Source organism: Ureibacillus sinduriensis BLB-1 = JCM 15800, assembly GCF_000772955.1.
In the GTDB taxonomy this organism is placed as follows: Bacteria; Bacillota; Bacilli; order Bacillales_A; family Planococcaceae; genus Ureibacillus; species Ureibacillus sinduriensis.
Genome location: NZ_JPVO01000048.1, coordinates 121,580 through 138,970 on the forward strand (window position 1 = coordinate 121,580; position 17,391 = coordinate 138,970).

Below are 17,391 nucleotides of genomic sequence, written 5' to 3' on the forward strand. Positions count from 1 at the left end.
ATATGAAGACAGTTAAAGTCAATATTGTTACTCCCGACGGCCCAGTATACGATTCAGAAGTCGCAATGGTTATCGCTAAAACAGTTTCAGGTGAAATTGGGGTTCTTCCAGGACATATTCCTACAGTTGCCCCACTTGCTATTGGTGCTGTTACACTTAAAAACGAAGACGGTTCACAAGAACGTGTAGCCGTTGGTGGTGGTTTCATTGAAATACGTCCTGAACAAATTTCAATATTGGCTCCTTCTGCAGAATTAGCAGCTAATATTGACATTAAGCGTGCAAAAGAATCTCTTGCACGTGCAGAACAACGTCTTCAAAAGAAACAAGATGACATCGATTTCAAACGCGCTGAGCTAGCTTTAAACCGTGCGATTAATCGTATCAGCGTTCATGAGGGTAATATGTAATTTCATAAATTAAAGCGGACGGGTAACTGTCCGCTTTTTTAGTGGATATTAATAATGATCGGAAGCGTGGGAACTCGTTGCAAATTTTCTTCTAAAAGTGTTCTGGATGGGTATAATTAATTCTGAAGGGGGTTTTTTAATGGAAGTTTATCAGTCTTTAGGATTTCAGGCGATCATGAGTTTGATTTCCCATATCTTTTTTATTGCCATTACTTTTTATGCGCTGCAAGCATTCCGACTGGAGCAATTGTTTAAGAAAGGCAAGGTTTTTCAAATTCAGTTAATCTACATTTTATTAAGTATTGCAATTGGATCGAGTGTGTCCAACTTTCTGATCGATTTTACATCGTGGTCACGACAATTACCATACATCTTTTCTTAGAAAAATGTGTTTGTTATTATCTAAACGGGGCAAATTATATATCCTGTAAGGACAAATGACGTTTCGTTTTTCGTTACATAATATATATAAGAATTCTATTTCCAAATACATAGTTTCTTTAACCTAAAACATTGCAACCGATTGTTTTAACAACACTAACAATATGTACACTTTTTGGCGCCATTTCAATTATTTTGACGACCTACATGATATTGGCAAATTTCCTGGGTAATATTGTTGAACTATGTTTTGGGACTTTCTTCTGGGGTATATATCAATTAAGCCCTTTTTTGCTTTTTAATTACTATTGTTACGTATAAAATTCACAAATATGTTTAATTGAGCGTAATATAAAGTGTAGAATATTATTGGGATTTACGGTAAAATAGTGATTTGGATGCTTGTTATACACTTAATTAAACAGTACTATATTGATAGTTTTTGTGATTTATAACTTCATTCATTTTTGCTCATAAAAACACAAACAAGATTTAAAACACAAAAAATCAAATTATCAATTTTTAAAGTTACATGAATGAGGTTAAATAGCCTCTGGTGAATCGTGAAAATTTTTGCAAAAAATATCGAGTAAAATCGGATAAAGCCAAACCAACTGATACGCCAAGGCGATAAAATGATAACCTATCAACAAAGTTAGACAGTTTTGGACAATTGAATTCGGAGGGACGAATTGTGGAGAAAATTATTGTTACGGGAGGCCAAAAGTTACGAGGTATCGTAAAAGTAGAAGGAGCCAAAAATGCCGTACTACCAATCCTAGCAGCTTCCTTGCTAGCTTCAAAGAACAAGAACATCATTAAGGACGTTCCTAATTTAGCGGATGTTCATACAATAAACGAAGTATTAAAAAGCCTAAATGCAGATGTAGAGTACAATGTACAAAATAATGAAATTCATATAAATGCAGAAAAGCAATTATCAAGTGAAGCACAGTTTGAATTCGTTAGTAAAATGCGTGCCTCTATATTGGTGATGGGATCATTATTAGCACGTAATGGTTATGCACGTGTTGCATTGCCTGGTGGATGTGCAATTGGATCGCGTCCTATCGAGCTGCATTTAAAAGGCTTTGAGGCAATGGGGGCAACAATTTCCTTCGGGCATGGTTTTGTAGAAGCAAAAACTGTGGACGGACTTAAAGGTGCTGAAATCTATTTGGATTTCCCAAGTGTAGGAGCTACAGAGAATATTATGACGGCCGCTGCCTTGGCAAAAGGGACGACAATCATTGAAAACGCCGCTAAAGAACCAGAGATTGTTGACTTAGCCAACTTTATCAATGGCATGGGTGGACGTGTAATCGGCGCAGGAACAGATACAATCCGTATCGAAGGGGTAAGTGAATTGGGTGGTACAACTCATCATATTATTCCCGATCGAATCGAAGCAGGTACTTTCATGGTTGCTGCAGCCATTACTCGTGGAGATGTCTTCATTGAAAATGCAGTGCCTGAGCACATGTCCGCTCTAATTGCGAAATTACGTGAAATGGGTGTCGAAGTCATTGAAGAAGGTGAAGGATTAAGAGTCCGCGCAAATCATCCTCTCAAAGCAGTTGATTTGAAAACAATGCCTCATCCTGGTTTCCCGACAGATATGCAAGCTCAAATGATGGCGCTATTACTGACTGCTGATGGTACTAGTATCATTACGGAAACAGTATTTGAAAATCGCTTCATGCACGTTGAGGAATTCCGCCGCATGAACGCTTTGGCGAAAATCGAGGGGCGTACTGTCTTCATTGAAGGTCCCGTGAAATTACAGGGGGCTGAGGTTTCTGCAACGGATTTACGTGCAGCAGCAGCGTTAATTCTAACTGGACTTGTATCTGAAGGTATAACACGCGTCACGAAGTTAACCCACCTAGATCGTGGCTACGTTGATTTCCACAAAAAATTAGCTTCCTTAGGTGCCATCATCGAACGAGTGAACGATGAAGATGTGTTGACAGAAGAACAAAGTGTGGAATTAAAAGAAGAGGTTGTTGAAATTTAACTTAAACTTTATAAATGAGAATACTTTTTCATTTTAATCAAGCATACGTTCATAACAATCCGAATAGAACTGAAAATGTGAAAATTTTACGACAAAACTCCGCAACGGGTTTTGTCGTTTTTTGATTCCAAAGTTCTTTCATGTATATAACTAATTACTGATTGCATAGGTTGCGTTGGGCTTGAACAATTTTCGATGTGGTGAAAGAGTTGGAAGCACGTACCTTAGGTCGGTTTTTAGGCAGCCAAAAATTTGTTTCTTAATGTCACCATAATTTTCTAATGCGATCAGATATATTTTCTTCATTTCAATCATAAGTAATATGTATGAAAAAAATTAAAGATTATAGAAACCCAATAATGGTCGTATCAGTTGTAGGCATTGTGATCGCACTTTTTTTCTTTCCATTTCTTTTCATGAAGTTTGACCAAAAATCCGAGGCTGCACCACAAAAGACGGCACCTATAGCATCCAAAACTTCCGAGAATGCCTGTGAGCTGACGATTCAGGTGAGTGGGAGTGATATTCCCATTGATCTGGAAGAGTATGTGATAGGAGTGGTAGCTGCAGAAATGCCTGTTGGTTTTCATCCGGAAGCACTTAAGGCGCAAGGCATTGCAGCGAGAACCTATGTGTTGAAGTCAACGAACTATGGGCAAACGCAAATTGAACCGACTGTGGCTAGACAGGTATTTTACGATGAAGATACGAGGAAGAAGAATTGGAATGATTCGTACGAGGATTACGAAGCGAAAGTGCGTGAGGCTGTTGAAAGTACCCGTGGTGAGGTGATTCAATATAATGGAGAGTTAATAACGGCGATGTTCCATTCGATGAGCAACGGGATGACTGAGAGCTCTGTGAACTATAGTGGGACGGAACTGCCTTATTTGCAATCCGTTTCGAGTACCGACTTCCAATATGCAGATAACTATGAAACGACGACTACTTTTACACTCGAAGAATGGAACAGCAAACTAAATACACAATCGACAATAGAGGAGATCAAGCAAATCCGTTTGCAAAAAAATAATACGGGGAGGGTAGAAACGGTTAGCATGAAGGACCATGAGTGGACAGGCCGTGATTTTAGAACTCTATTAGGCTTGCGTTCTACCGATTTCCAGGTCAAGGTGCAAAATGGACAAGTGGTCGTCACTACAGAAGGCTACGGCCATGGTGTGGGGATGAGCCAATATGGGGCAGATGCGATGGCGGATAAGGGTTCCACTGCCCATGAAATTATCGCGCACTACTATCAAAATACAAGCATCGAAAAATTAAATTGTGAAAATTAAGGATTTTTTTCCAAAAAGTGAATAGAAATGTAAAATATTGTTCACACTTCAATCAGAGGTGATGAACATGAGAGAAGAAAAACAAATCAAGGCTTCTCCTAATAAAAACGGTTGGCAAAAAAAGCCATGGTTTTGGCCGTCAGTTTATGCAGCAATCGCTGTAGTATTAATCGGTCTAATTTTCAGTTATAATGCGCTAATTGGTGATGAGGAAGATAAGGAAGTAGTCCAGGATGGAACAGCTTCCGAAGATTCAACAGTCATTGAAACGAATGCACGTACTGAAAACTTAAAGTATCCTTTCAACGAAGAATCGTTAGACAACTTAGAAGTGTTGCAGGACTTTTATGATGTAACTGCTGATGCAGAAACTAGAGAAAAGGCACTATTAGTGTTTAATCAAACATTCTCTACTTCATCGGGAGTATCTTTGTCCGTGAACAACGAGCCATTTGAAGTACTTGCTGCAATGAGCGGCGAGGTGAAAGAAGTAAAGCTGGATGAATTTACTGGAAATGAAATTGTCATTGCGCATCCAAACGGGATGGAGACACGTTACAGCTCCGTTTCTGATATTTTGGTAAAAGAAGGCGATGCGGTAACGCAAGGCCAACCTTTGGCGACGACAATCGAAAACGAATGGAATCCAACTGCCGGTATCCATCTCCACTTTGAAGTTTTACAAGATGGAGAACATGTAAATCCACGAAATTTCTTGGCATTCTAATGAATGACAAATAATCGTCTCTCAAAATAGAGTCGACTCAGTAACCCTGTTGCTTAATTCTTGTGACCGAAGATGAGCGGTGAATCAACTACTTATCTTCAAACTGTAAGCTAGGCCAATTGTCCCTAGGTTCAGGCAATAAGCTTATGTATTGCAGTTAAAGATCAAACGCATTGTACAAGCAATGATGAGGAACGCCCAATTAATCTTTTGACCCGAAAATTTGATGACTTTCATTTTTTCTGGCGTCTAACGAGATTATGGTTGGGCGTTTTTTTTGTTATAGGAAAATGGAATTATGGATGGCTAGTTGTATAAAAATGGACAGCATTTCGGTGAATTTTGGGCCGAGTTGTATTTTTCAGATAGTTTCTTGCAAATAACAGTTCTGAAACATCGAAAAACCTCATATTGTGAATAAACGTTAAATCGCTAGTTGCAAACGTCCATGAAACACTCACAATATGAACACGTCGAAAAAAACACCTCTCGTTAGCAAAACGGCACATTCTTATATCCGATAGAAAGGAAGAGAACGTGCACGAGCACATTCGGCATCGCTGCGTTCGACTTGGGGAACTGCTTATTGAAACAGGTGAAACGGTTCGTGTCCTCGCGAAAATGACGGGTTATTCCAAAAGTACTGTCCATAAAGACCTAACTGAACGATTATTCTTAGTCAATGAACAATTAGCAAATGAAGTGAAAGAAATCTTAGCATATCACAAATCGATTCGTCATTTACGGGGAGGCGAGGCAACACGCAAGAAATGGCAGTCCCAGAACTACTGAAAAAGCATTTAGTTTGGCTTTCCAAAGTCAACTAAATGCTTTTTTAGCATGACTTCATGTCTACGCCCGGAGAATTGAATGAGTGCCAGGATTGAATGAGTGCCAGGCACCCATACAACGACAAATATTCAGAATTGTGTCTAAATTGTGTGGGTGCCAGGCACTTTAAAAGGTGGATTGGTAGGCACTTCTGGCATAATTAAAGGTGTAATTGGTAGGTGAATATGGTAAAATGGTCTAGATAAAGATATATACTAGTACGTGTATTATGTTGGAATAGGCAGGAAGGAGAAATTATTAAATGTTTTCTAAAGATATTGGGATCGATCTAGGAACGGCAAATGTGCTCATCTATGTGAAAGGGAAAGGGATTGTACTGAATGAGCCGTCTGTTGTTGCAATCGACAAGAATACGAAAAAAGTATTGGCTGTTGGTGAAGAAGCACGTCAAATGGTGGGACGTACACCAGGGAATATTGTGGCAATTCGTCCATTAAAAGATGGGGTAATTGCGGATTTCGATGTGACGGAAGCTATGTTAAAATATTTTATAAATAAGTTAGACGTGAAGGGATTCTTCTCAAAGCCACGTATTCTTATTTGCTGTCCAACAAACATTACAAGCGTGGAACAAAAGGCAATTAGAGAAGCAGCCGAAAAATCCGGCGGCAAAAAAGTGTACTTAGAGGAAGAACCAAAAGTAGCTGCCATTGGTGCCGGCATGGATATTTTCCAACCTAGCGGCAACATGGTTGTCGATATCGGTGGAGGTACTACGGATGTAGCCGTTCTTTCCATGGGCGATATCGTGACAAGCGAGTCAATCAAAGTGGCTGGTGATGTCTTTGATAACGATATTCTGCAATACATAAAAAAACAATACAAACTGTTGATCGGTGAACGTACGGCTGAAGCCATCAAAATCACAATCGGTACCGTGTATCCAGGTAGCCGTGAAGAATCGATGGAAATTCGCGGACGCGACATGGTAACAGGTTTGCCAAGAACAATAGAGATTCACTCGACGGAAATCGAAAAAGCCTTGCACGAATCGGTATCTTTAATCGTCCAATCCGCCAAAAATGTTCTTGAAAAAACACCGCCTGAACTATCAGCAGATATTATTGACCGCGGTGTTTGCATCACAGGTGGCGGTGCTTTATTGCACGGCATGGATCAATTACTGACGCAAGAATTAAAAGTTCCTGTCTTTGTAGCCGAAAATCCGATGGACTGTGTGGCTGTTGGGACAGGCCTAATGTTGGATAATATCGACCGTTCTCCTGGATCCCGCATTTAACAATCGATTCCTATCCATCCCTCCAATAAGAATATTGGAAGCATGGCAACAATCTTGCAATGGGGCAAGAAACGAAAAAGTCACGTTGATTTAACATCTGACTTATTACAAAAATAAATTTTAGAGGTGAAATAATTGTTTAAAGGGTTTTATACTGTCGCAACGGGTATGGTGTCTCAGCAACGAAAAACAGAAATAATTACGAACAATATGGCCAATGCCAACACACCTGGTTTTAAGTCAGATCAATCAACAATTCGTTCTTTTCCTGATATGCTGATGTCTGCCGTAGGGAGAACGAATCTTCCAACCGAAAACCAACTAAGCTTTGGGCAAATTCAGCAAATTGGCTCGGTTAACACAGGTGTATACTTGCAAGAAACGCTAGCAAACTATGCACAAGGTTCCATTTATGAAACGAGCCAGAATACGGACGTTGCTCTAATAAATGGTGCAATGCCGACAGATGAAGAGTCTGGACAAGTGGGGGCGATCTTCTTCCGTCTTGAACATCCTGAAGGTGGAGAAGCATATACACGTAACGGGAACTTCACATTGGATGGAGAAGGTTATTTAGTAAATGCTCAAGGCCTATATGTTCTTTCGGCTGAAGGTGAACGCATCCAGTTGCCAAGTGATCAATTCAACCTGACACAAGAAGGCAATATATTGGTAAATGATCAGCTTGCTGCGACGCTCGGCGTATCTTTTTCTGCAAATCCCAACACATTAGTGAAACAAGATAATGGGTTATACCGTCAAATAGATGGAACAAATTTACCAAGTGCTTTTGGGCAAGAAGGGGTCACTTTCTCCATGCAACAAAGCTACCTGGAAGGCTCAAATGTCGATTCAGCCCAATCGATGACGGATCTTTTGACAGCCTATCGTGCCTTTGAAGCGAACCAAAAAGTTTTGCAAGCCTACGATAAAAGCATGGAAAAAGCCGTAAATGAAATTGGAAGAATATAGAGAAGGGAGGGAAAATTATGCTTCGTACAATGATTACCGCAACAAACACATTGGGACAGTTGCAAAGCCAAATCGATACAATCAGTAATAACATCGCAAACAGCAATACAGCTGGTTACAAAGCAAAAGAAGCCACTTTTTCTGAACTTCTTTACCAACAATTCAACAATGATCAATTAGATCCCACTGTGCGGAACTCGCCAGTCGGTATCCGTTATGGCGTTGGTGCGTACCTTGGACAAATTCAAACGAACGTTACCCAAGGCAGCTTGCAAACAACTGACCGGGATCTCGACCTGGCTTTCACGAAAGAAAATCAATATTTCAACATCCTGATGCCGGATGGCGCCAACGGACAAAGAAATGTTTATTCACGTCAAGGCGATTTTTACGTTACACCTGTCGAAAATGGACAAGTAATGCTAGTGAATGGAGATGGATACGCCGTAGCCGATTCAAACGGAGAAGCTATTTATTTCCCGGATGGTGTTAGCAATTTTAGTTTATCTAAAGATGGCACTTTGGGTGTCAATTATCCAGATGGGGATGTACTCACTTTTGAACTTGGTATTACAGAGGTGCAGACACCACAAGTGATGGAGCATGTTTCTGATACATACATTGCACTCCCTGCAAACTTGGGCGAGTTGGGGTACAATGAAGCGGATATTCTAGTAGACTTGCAAGGAGTCAATCGTGACGAGGTGGGCATCACAAATGGCTCATTGGAGTTATCGAACGTGAATTTATCCACGGAAATGTCTAATTTGATAAGTGCACAGCGAAATTATCAATTTAGTTCCCGTGCCATTTCCATCGCCGATCAAATGCTCGGTTTGATCAATGGAATTCGATAGTTCGTTAGAAAACGGAAATTTTTTAAAGGGAGACGGCCATGACAAACGAATCAAAAAGTGAATCAAGACAGCCGAAAGTTCCTCAGAAAGAAAAGAAAGAAAAAAGAAGTGAAAAGAATCAGGATAAGCCAATTCGCTGGTATAATTTTCGACTGATACCCATTTGGCTAAGAATCCTCCTCGTCCTCGTCTTACTGATTGTTGCCGGTGCAGCCGGATTAATGATTGGTTATGGCGTGATTGGGAGCGGTGAACCGTTGGATGCACTCAAACAAGATACTTGGCAGCATATGCTGGATATTATAAACGGTAAAGAATAGAGAATAATAACTACAACTCCTATCACATTTTCGAATGGCTTGTAGTATTTTTTTCTATTCTCCTTTTTCATGTACGTTTTCTTTTTAAGTAAGATAAACTTAGATAACTTACATAAGGAATTAAAGGGGGAGATAGCAATGTTAACAGCTGAACAAATTCAAGAAATTCTACCGCACCGTTATCCATTTTTATTAGTGGACCGTATCCTGGAAGTCGAAGAAGGAAAACGTGCAGTAGGAATCAAAAATGTTTCAATCAATGAAGATTTTTTTAATGGGCACTTTCCTGGGTATCCGGTAATGCCTGGTGTTTTGATTGTTGAAGCATTGGCGCAAGTAGGCGGAGTGGCTTTATTGAAATCAGAGGAATTCAAGGGCCGTCTAGCATTTTTGACTGGTATCGATAACTGCCGTTTTAAACGTCAAGTAGTACCGGGCGACCAGCTCAAATTGGAAGTGGAATTCGTAAAACTGCGCGGTGCTATGGGAAAAGGGCATGCAGTAGCGACAGTTGATGGTGAACTTGTTTGTGAAACAGATATCTTGTTTGCAATCGGTCCAGTTCAACCAAAATAGCCTTAAATAGATCACAAACCAACTTTCTTAGTATAATTATGTAATTCCGAGTTATAAATACATTAAGAATGATTTTAAACTGGCGCGTGAATTTGCATTTTTAGGAAATAGGAAGTAAAATGAAATTTCGATATAAGGTTGATGTATCCATGGTAGGGCTTTTGAAACGTAGGAGGTTTTAAATTAATGTATAAACAGTTATCTTCAGGCGTAAAGATAAGCATTACTCGATCGATCTCGACGTCTTTTGAATTATATTTAGCAAGCATCGGCTGGGATGATAATAAATTTTCGATGGAAGAATTCATGAAAATTTGGCAACAATATTTTACCGAAAATGCGGCTTGGTTCGACAAAGTCCCTCAAGATGTTTTGTTGAGTCAAGAATTTCATGAAGAATTGGCGCAAAAAATTGACGAAGTCATCGCCAAGATTCTAAGTGAAAAACCGACAAAGAAGCAAATTGATTCAATCGAAAAAATGCAGAAGAAATTGGGGACAAACTTTACATATGAGTGTAAAGCCGAAGCTGCATACGTAGAACAACAACTAAAAGAGCAAATAACTAAAGAAGACTAGCCTTGCGTCGAAATGCCATGATTTTGTAAATGAGCTAAAAAGTTTGGCATCTTTTTTAGGATAGTTCCTTTCCTTCACGGGTACTCTATGACTAATCACGATGTGTGTGATGAGTACATCTTGAAAAGGAGGGAACTTTTTTATGTGGAAAAAGCCAGTGTTTGCGGTAATGCTCGGTTCAGCTTTACTAGTTGGGTGTAATAATGCCAATGAAGAGGATGCTGTAAACGACGTCCAGAATGTTGGTGAGGATGCTGTAAACGACGTGCAGGATGTTGGAGAGGATGTTGGACAGGACGTCAATGAAGGGGTAAACGATGTCCAAGAAGGTGTGGATGACATGCTTGAAGGGGATTCCCACGGTAATGGTGACGGTGACGGAAATAATAATGCCAACGTAGATGATCTTGGGGATGAATTGAACGGTAACACAGGTACCCTTGAGAATAATGACCCCACGGTTGATGAAAACGGTGCTTCAAATAGCAATGGTGCTGGCCAAAACGAAAATGGCGATGTAACGAACAATGACGAACGTATCGATGGCGATAACGGAAGTCGATAATACATCGAAAGCTTTGGTTAGTTCCATCGATCGCCTCATTAAATATGGGGCGATTTTTTTTGAAAACAAAAAAAGAATTAGGCATGTCGATCCATACCTAATCCCCTCATGATTCTTTCAAGCGAGGTCGTTCACGCATCCCTTTTTTGAAACGTGCCATCAATTCATCACTCGATAAATTTTCGCTCAACAATGAATGTAATAAGGCCTCCGCATACTTGCTTCGGCGTGTTTTAATCATCCCTTTTAATAAGACGGTGATTTTTTCCCCAATAGCCTGGATATCACTGACCTTCACCTGGAATGGTGCAGGTTCGTTATCTGGAAAAGAAATGATGACATGGACCTCGAACAATTCATCCGAATCTTTCAGTTTTTCAAATGTCGATTGATGTTCTTTGGATAGGAATAATTCCAGAATCCAAGATTTACGGCTGTTTTCCTGGTTGATGACAATGCCGTCGACAATCGGGATATTCACTCCGCCTTGTTCATTGATCAAGTCAAATGAAAGCATTTTAAACGTCTTCATAGCGTCCCCCCAGTAATTTTGTATCTTATTTAAGTATAACATAACAAAACTGGGAAATTTAATATTTGACCCGTATAATTTTTTGACGCATTCGCTTAGAGCCCCAATGGTTTGACGAACATATGACAAGTTTTTGATGTACCGATAAATGAATTTCGGAGGTGCAAACAATCGGGATTTTCACATTTTCGGGTTTTGCCAAATCCGCTTGGTTCGTTTATCATGGACTCAGAAAGAGAGGAGGTGAACATGATGAACCAAGTCGGATTAGTTGGGCGTTTCACAAGAGATCCAGTTTTAAGGACATTTCCTGGTAATCGCGTACAGACCAACTTTATCGTGGCCATAAACCGTAACTACCGGAATAATGAAGGAAACGTGGATGCCGATTTCGTTACTTGCATTGCATGGGGAAGGCTGGCAGAACGAGTCGTCACCTACTGTGGAAAAGGATCTTTGGTAGGTGTTCATGGTCGCTTGCAAACCAGGTCATTCACAAATAAAGACAATATAAAAATTTACACAACCGAGGTGGTTGCGGATGATGTCCGATTCTTTATTTTGAAACAGCCTGAAAATAAAGGAGGAACCCCGCAACACAACCTTGATGTGACCACTGATTTTGTTCTCCCAGAACAAATGGGGAAAACGGCTGTTCCTTAACGAATGAAATTTTGTTGCAAGCTGCTGGCAATGTTGTAGAGGTAGGTATCAAAACTTTATTTCGCATCAACTTTTTCCCAAGCAACAACTCGATTCTTTAAAATCTTCATCTCTCCTAAAGCAATTTATTAAAAACTCTCCAAGAAAACAATTCATATTTTGAACAAACCCTGACCATCTATATCTATCATTTTGTGTTTGTGTCCCTTTAAAATTACCCTTTAAATCAGAAAACTCCCTTCCAAAAAGCTCCTATCACTATATCCATCCTCGCTTCGAAAATATGCTTCAAAGGTGGTGATCAGTTAATCACTGCTGCTGACCGCACAGTAGTGATGCCTTCAATCCAGAGCTCTACATAGTAGAGGAAAACAATTGAATATGGAATAAAACGAATTACGATAACGAGAGACTGTAAAAACAGAGTCGATTAGTATCTTAGTACCAATCGACTCTGTTTCTATTCTTTATTTCAGTGCATGTGTATCAAGCATTAAAAGATCCATTAATTCGTCTTCTTGCAGCTCCGTTAACCAGTTGCTTGACTGAATCAATTCTTCCGATAGGGCGGATTTGATTTCAATCATTTTATCAATTTTTTCTTCGATGGTACCAATCGTGATGAACTTATGAACTTGGACAAATTGGGTTTGACCGATTCTGTAAGCACGGTCGGTTGCCTGGTTTTCCACTGCGGGATTCCACCAGCGATCTGCGTGCAACACATGATTCGCTGCAGTCAGGTTCAACCCGGTTCCCCCGGCTTTTAATGACAGCAAGAAAATCGGAAACTCGCCTGCCTGAAAACTATCAACTAAATTATCCCTTTGTTGTTTTGGCATGCTCCCTGTCAGGAATGGGATATCGATATTGTATAGCTCCGAGAAACAGTGCTGTAATAACTGCCCCATTCCAATATACTGCGTAAAAATTAAGCATTGCTCCCCATTGTCCACGATATCGGCCGCAAGCTCAACAATTCGTTTGAGCTTAATGGAGCGGTTTAATAGAGCTTTCGCGTCATCCAATGGTTCTTTAAGATATAAAGCTGGATGATTACATAACTGTTTTAGTTTACTCAACATTTGCAAGATACGGCCCTTTTTCTCAAACCCTGTCATCACTTCAAGCTGGGCAAGCGTATCTTCTATATAGCCTTCATAAAGAGCGGCTTGTTCGCTTGTTAATGCGCAAAATTCCTTTGTTTCCTGCTTCTCGGGAAGATTCAACATTAAATCAGGGTCATTTTTTGTACGCCGCATCAGGAATGGGCGAATTTTATTGCGCAGGATCTCCTTATGGCGTTCCGATTCTTCCCGTTCGATCGGTACAATGAATTGTTCCTGGAACTTCCCGAAACTGCCCAAATATCCTTTATGAATGAAATCGAAAATTGCCCATAGTTCGGATAGCCGGTTTTCGATTGGTGTCCCGGTTAAAGCAATATGATGTTTTCCGTTTAATCGGCGAATTGCTCGTGATTGCAACGTTTGCATATTTTTTATATTTTGAGCTTCATCCAATGTCACGGTTCCCCATTCCATATGCTCCAAAAACTCGATATCCTGTGAAATCGTCCCATAGGTGGAAAGCACGACATTAGGTTTGTCGCTTTGCAAAGCTGTTTTAAAGCCATCACCTTTTAAACGATTGGAACCATAGTGACTCATCACTTTCAATGATGGCGCAAAACGATCAAGTTCCTTTTGCCAGTTGCCTAAAACGGAAGTAGGGCAAATGATCAGCGCAGGCTCATCTATGTTTAGATTTTCATACGTATATAACAGATAGCTGATCATTTGGACGGTTTTACCTAGTCCCATATCATCCGCCAACACGGCACCAAACTTTTGATCGCGCATAAATGTCAGCCATTCGAATCCTTCTTGCTGATATGGCCGCAATTCCGCATGCAGTCCAACAGGTGTTGCAATAGGGGGCAATCCCTTTTTCGTCGTGAGCTGTTCCACATAATCTTGCAAGGACCGTTGCATTTCAAAAGCAAAGAGTGGATCATCCGTTTCAGAATCGTCTTCTTCCAACGGGGCGGTAAGCTCATTTGGTAATTCGCGGAAAAGCAATTCACGGACTGTCCAGTTTTCTTCCTCCGCTTTATCCATCAGCTCGCGGATTTCATTCATCCAATTTACGTCCATTCGGAACCATTCATCGCCGACTCGTACAAATTCCCGGTTTTCTTCTACAATCTTCCGGAATTCCTCGGCATTTATTTCCTCACCATTCAATGAAAGCTGCCATTTGAAGGACAAAATATCATCCAACCCTGCGACGGATTTTTGCGACTGGTTACTGGCACTGACACGAACCCGCATCTTGGACTGCTTTAATTCTCTCAGCCATGCAGGCAAAACGACTTCAAAGCCTAGCGCTGTGAGTTTAGCAAATTCATCACGGAGTAGTTTTCGGACATCCCCATCTTCTATCGTTGTATGTATGAACGTATCAGGGGAGACAGGATATGCACTTAGATCCATCAGTTCAAGCATCTGGGTTTGTTGATTAACAATTTCATCCGCAAATTCGAGCCATTTTTCAGGCAGCGCCTTTTCGACCGGCAAATGTCTCTTGCGGATAGCCGGTGTCCAGAGCTTTGAAGTTTTCGTTGAACTAATAACCGTTTCCAAAAGCCATTCCGTGGAACTTTCCTCGGGTTCACTTAAACGGATGGCTACCTTCAGATTTCCAAGAGAGCGATCTTTATTTAATGGCCACCCTCCATTTTTGAAGAAAGGCAGTAAAATCGGTAAATCTCTAGGAAGTAAACCCGCAAAGGCCAATCTTTGATACGCTGCCGTGGTAAGGAGGGATTCAAATTCCTCTAATGGTATGTCCTGATTATCTGTCAAAGTGCGAACAAACTCATCTTCCGAAAAGCTTTCAGGCAGCTGAAAACTGAATGCTACATCACCCGATTCTTTTTCTTCCGTCACGGCGTAGTCCCATAGCGCGCTGTTGTTCCACAGCAGTTGAATTGCTTTGATCGAAGTCAGCATTCTTTCTGATTGTTCATCCTCACCCTTTAATTGAATAAATGGGTGTTTGTATAGAGGCGATAGTAAATCAACAAGTTCCGAAGTCGTCAAGCGAATATCTGTATCGCTCATATTTGCATTTAAGCCAAAGAAATTGGGTTCATAACGAAAAAATAACTGCCTTGTCCACTGAACGGGAGATAAGGGTGCATGATCGTCGCTGAAAGCTGTTACAGAAAAGAAAGCTGGTGTGAGTTCTTCCAAAGATAATCGAATTGTTTTCGTAAAAGGCGTTTGTTGAATGTGTGTCATACCAGTAGATTTCCTTTCTCTAATTCCTCTTGTAAAGCACGTAACCGTTTATATTGTTCACGTACAGTATGGATATAATCAGCCCAAAAATTAGTTTTCCCGCATTTTTTCGAAGCATTTTTCATCATTTTCCAAATGCGGACGGCTTGTTTATAGTTCATTCTTGATTTTTGGTTCACTTCTTCAATGGCATAGTAATGATACAGCGGCAGTGTTGCTTCAGGAGCCTCTTCAAGAACTTCCTTCAAGCCGCAAGTTTCCAAATATGAAATGGAAGACGGATATAATTGATGAAGGGCAACCCATTCCTCGTACCGTTTCTCCTTCAAAAGATAGTGTGAATAAGGTTGTACGCCGTAGGAACCGAATGCCGAATAGAGCATGAGTTCTTCCTGTTCGGTAAGAACGATATTATCATATATAAGATGAATCCTTCTGACGTACATTTGTCGCTGAGAAGGCATCAAAGCGCTATTAATATACTCATTTAAAAGTGGGAGCATAGCCTTTAAAATCAACTCGGTCGAGATTTCATCTTGTCGGGAAGAGGCGAACGTCGCCAATCCAAAATAGATGCCCATTTGATCCAAAGTAATGCTTTCCAAATGTTGCTTTAATGCATCATATTCTTTTAATACAATATGGAAAACGTTAAATACCGCAGAAAGAGGCACATCTTCACTTATTTTTGACTTCAGCTCGTCGTTTTCAAGATAACGCTTCAGAATATCCAATTCTTCTTCGGCCCGTCTTTTCTCGATGAATACTGTATCCCAAAATAACAGATAAATATTCAGTCTTCGGCCGGTATAGTGTTGTCTTTCCAGTAAAAAGTTCCTTACCATAATTTGAAGAGCGTCAAAAAATGGATCTGTCGCGAACAGTCGGGATTTTCCGGAAAGTTCATGAATGGTATTCTGGATCGTTTCGAAGCGGCGGTCGAAAAAATACTCAAAGTAATCGCCAGTATTGAATCGCGTATTAAATTGGTTTAGGTGCTGCCAGATTTTATCTAATATCGCAATTTCCATAAATAATTTATAGATCGGCTGCCATTCCCGTTCAAAAGGCAGATGCTTTCTAAGCTTCGTATGGGCGTTCTCAGAAATGCTCGAGATGAGCTGTTTCTCGATTTGACGTCCCTCTGGCAGGAGATGCGTCATGACTTCATCTACCATGGCGAGCCAGTTTTCCGGAGCTCGATTCGATGCCAACATGTGCAAATTGACACTTTTTTTCGCACGCCATTTGGCCGCCCAGTCCTGAACAGAGCCAATGTATTGGAATAGCGACAAGATGACACTAACTTTATGCCGGCACCAATCATTTTGAGGACAGTCGCAATTAATTTCTTCCGTTTTGAAATTAACGCTGACATGGGTTAGCCGAACATCCTGGACAGATGCATAAAGGGTAGTTGTAGCAGGAATATAGCGTTCAAGGTTTACCGATTTGTTACGTACGGCAAAAAGTGCGCGGCGTACCAGTTCCTCGTCCTCAGTGACAGATGGATGTAAAGATTGCTCGATATGTTCTAGTTGAGTTCGAATAAATGCAGCTTGTTCCCAGGCAAGAGTTGTAATCGATATCCCCATTGTAATAATACGCTCCTTAGAAAAACACAGAGCATCTAGGATCTGTGTTTTTTCTTCACTTATTGTAAATTTATATTTAACGTAAAAACGCGCCATGTTCCACATGGGCATAAGTCATTGCGAATTTCATTAAAAGCTCGCTAAAAAAAGTCTGTCCTTTCATTATAACTTGAAAATGCGGGAATGATAAGCAAAACGGAAAGTTTAGTAAAAAGGTTACCATTAATCGGTTTGATACGTATAAATAGGGGAAAATGTATTCTACATAAATTTGATCAAACGGGGTTAGCTCATGTAACCGAATCGATTTACAAATATCGATAAAATTAGTAACATTCCGCTAGTTTGAAAAGCGAAAAGTATGGAGATTATAGCATTAATGAGCTATAAAATTCGTATGATGAAGTAAAACGCATTGCAGGGATGTGAGCCAAGTGCTGCTTACCTTAAATTATATGGATCATGCTCCAGCACGCAACGAGTATTGGAATCGCTTACATGT

At 40.4% G+C, this 17,391-nt stretch carries 17 protein-coding genes; 14 read left to right on the forward strand and 3 right to left on the reverse strand.

The genetic code is table 11. The annotated features are described in order from the left end of the window. Positions 1-2 precede the first annotated feature (2 nt). The 13 genes from CD33_RS08670 to CD33_RS08730 all read left to right on the forward strand — a co-directional run bounded on the left by CD33_RS08670 (position 3) and on the right by CD33_RS08730 (position 10,794). Positions 3-410, forward strand: coding sequence for a F0F1 ATP synthase subunit epsilon (locus CD33_RS08670; RefSeq protein ID WP_036200112.1), 408 nt, complete (start codon positions 3-5; stop codon positions 408-410). A gap of 139 nt (positions 411-549) precedes the next feature. Further along, entirely contained in the window at positions 550-792 is a 243-nt protein-coding gene (locus CD33_RS08675) for a DUF1146 family protein (RefSeq protein WP_036200113.1), read from the forward strand. Positions 793-1,485: 693 nt separating this feature from the next. Then, positions 1,486-2,808 (forward strand): UDP-N-acetylglucosamine 1-carboxyvinyltransferase, encoded by a 1,323-nt coding sequence (murA, locus tag CD33_RS08680; protein WP_036200114.1) that lies wholly within the window; start codon positions 1,486-1,488, stop codon positions 2,806-2,808. A 326-nt stretch (positions 2,809-3,134) separates the two neighbouring features. Further along, positions 3,135-4,106 carry a stage II sporulation protein D gene (spoIID, locus tag CD33_RS08685; protein ID WP_052130139.1) on the forward strand — a complete coding sequence of 324 codons (972 nt, stop codon included), beginning with the start codon at positions 3,135-3,137 and terminating at the stop codon, positions 4,104-4,106. A 67-nt stretch (positions 4,107-4,173) separates the two neighbouring features. Next, entirely contained in the window at positions 4,174-4,833 is a 660-nt protein-coding gene (locus CD33_RS08690; RefSeq protein ID WP_036200115.1) for a M23 family metallopeptidase, read from the forward strand. 537 nt (positions 4,834-5,370) lie between these two features. Next, positions 5,371-5,625, forward strand: coding sequence for a sporulation transcriptional regulator SpoIIID (locus CD33_RS08695; protein ID WP_036200116.1), 255 nt, complete (start codon positions 5,371-5,373; stop codon positions 5,623-5,625). 301 nt (positions 5,626-5,926) lie between these two features. After that, on the forward strand, positions 5,927-6,925 hold the full coding sequence (locus CD33_RS08700) for a rod shape-determining protein (RefSeq protein WP_036200117.1): 999 nt from the start codon (positions 5,927-5,929) through the stop codon (positions 6,923-6,925). Between the two features lie 135 nt (positions 6,926-7,060). Next, positions 7,061-7,897: a flagellar hook-basal body protein gene (locus CD33_RS08705; RefSeq protein ID WP_036200118.1), complete on the forward strand. Its 837-nt coding sequence runs from the start codon at positions 7,061-7,063 to the stop codon at positions 7,895-7,897. A gap of 17 nt (positions 7,898-7,914) precedes the next feature. Then, entirely contained in the window at positions 7,915-8,754 is an 840-nt protein-coding gene (locus CD33_RS08710; protein ID WP_036200119.1) for a flagellar hook-basal body protein, read from the forward strand. A 38-nt stretch (positions 8,755-8,792) separates the two neighbouring features. Beyond that, positions 8,793-9,074 carry a DNA-directed RNA polymerase subunit beta gene (locus CD33_RS08715; protein ID WP_036200120.1) on the forward strand — a complete coding sequence of 94 codons (282 nt, stop codon included), beginning with the start codon at positions 8,793-8,795 and terminating at the stop codon, positions 9,072-9,074. A gap of 138 nt (positions 9,075-9,212) precedes the next feature. Continuing rightward, positions 9,213-9,650 (forward strand): 3-hydroxyacyl-ACP dehydratase FabZ, encoded by a 438-nt coding sequence (fabZ, locus tag CD33_RS08720; protein WP_036200121.1) that lies wholly within the window; start codon positions 9,213-9,215, stop codon positions 9,648-9,650. A 186-nt stretch (positions 9,651-9,836) separates the two neighbouring features. Next, positions 9,837-10,229, forward strand: a complete 393-nt coding sequence (locus tag CD33_RS08725; protein ID WP_036200122.1) for a hypothetical protein — start codon at positions 9,837-9,839, stop codon at positions 10,227-10,229. A 142-nt stretch (positions 10,230-10,371) separates the two neighbouring features. Then, positions 10,372-10,794 carry a hypothetical protein gene (locus CD33_RS08730; protein WP_036200123.1) on the forward strand — a complete coding sequence of 141 codons (423 nt, stop codon included), beginning with the start codon at positions 10,372-10,374 and terminating at the stop codon, positions 10,792-10,794. A gap of 106 nt (positions 10,795-10,900) precedes the next feature. Here CD33_RS08730 and CD33_RS08735 read toward each other — a convergent pair whose 3' ends face one another. After that, positions 10,901-11,326, reverse strand: coding sequence for a YwpF family protein (locus CD33_RS08735; protein ID WP_036200124.1), 426 nt, complete (start codon positions 11,324-11,326; stop codon positions 10,901-10,903). Positions 11,327-11,575: 249 nt separating this feature from the next. Between CD33_RS08735 and CD33_RS08740 the strand changes: the two genes are divergently transcribed. Beyond that, positions 11,576-11,989 carry a single-stranded DNA-binding protein gene (locus tag CD33_RS08740; protein ID WP_235863340.1) on the forward strand — a complete coding sequence of 138 codons (414 nt, stop codon included), beginning with the start codon at positions 11,576-11,578 and terminating at the stop codon, positions 11,987-11,989. A 467-nt stretch (positions 11,990-12,456) separates the two neighbouring features. On the opposite strand, the gene CD33_RS08745 is transcribed toward CD33_RS08740, so the two are convergent. Next, positions 12,457-15,294, reverse strand: a complete 2,838-nt coding sequence (locus tag CD33_RS08745; protein WP_036200126.1) for a DEAD/DEAH box helicase — start codon at positions 15,292-15,294, stop codon at positions 12,457-12,459. Further along, entirely contained in the window at positions 15,291-16,889 is a 1,599-nt protein-coding gene (locus tag CD33_RS08750) for a hypothetical protein (protein WP_036200127.1), read from the reverse strand. The genes CD33_RS08745 and CD33_RS08750 overlap by 4 nt, the downstream gene beginning before the upstream one ends. Positions 16,890-17,391: the final 502 nt, after the last annotated feature.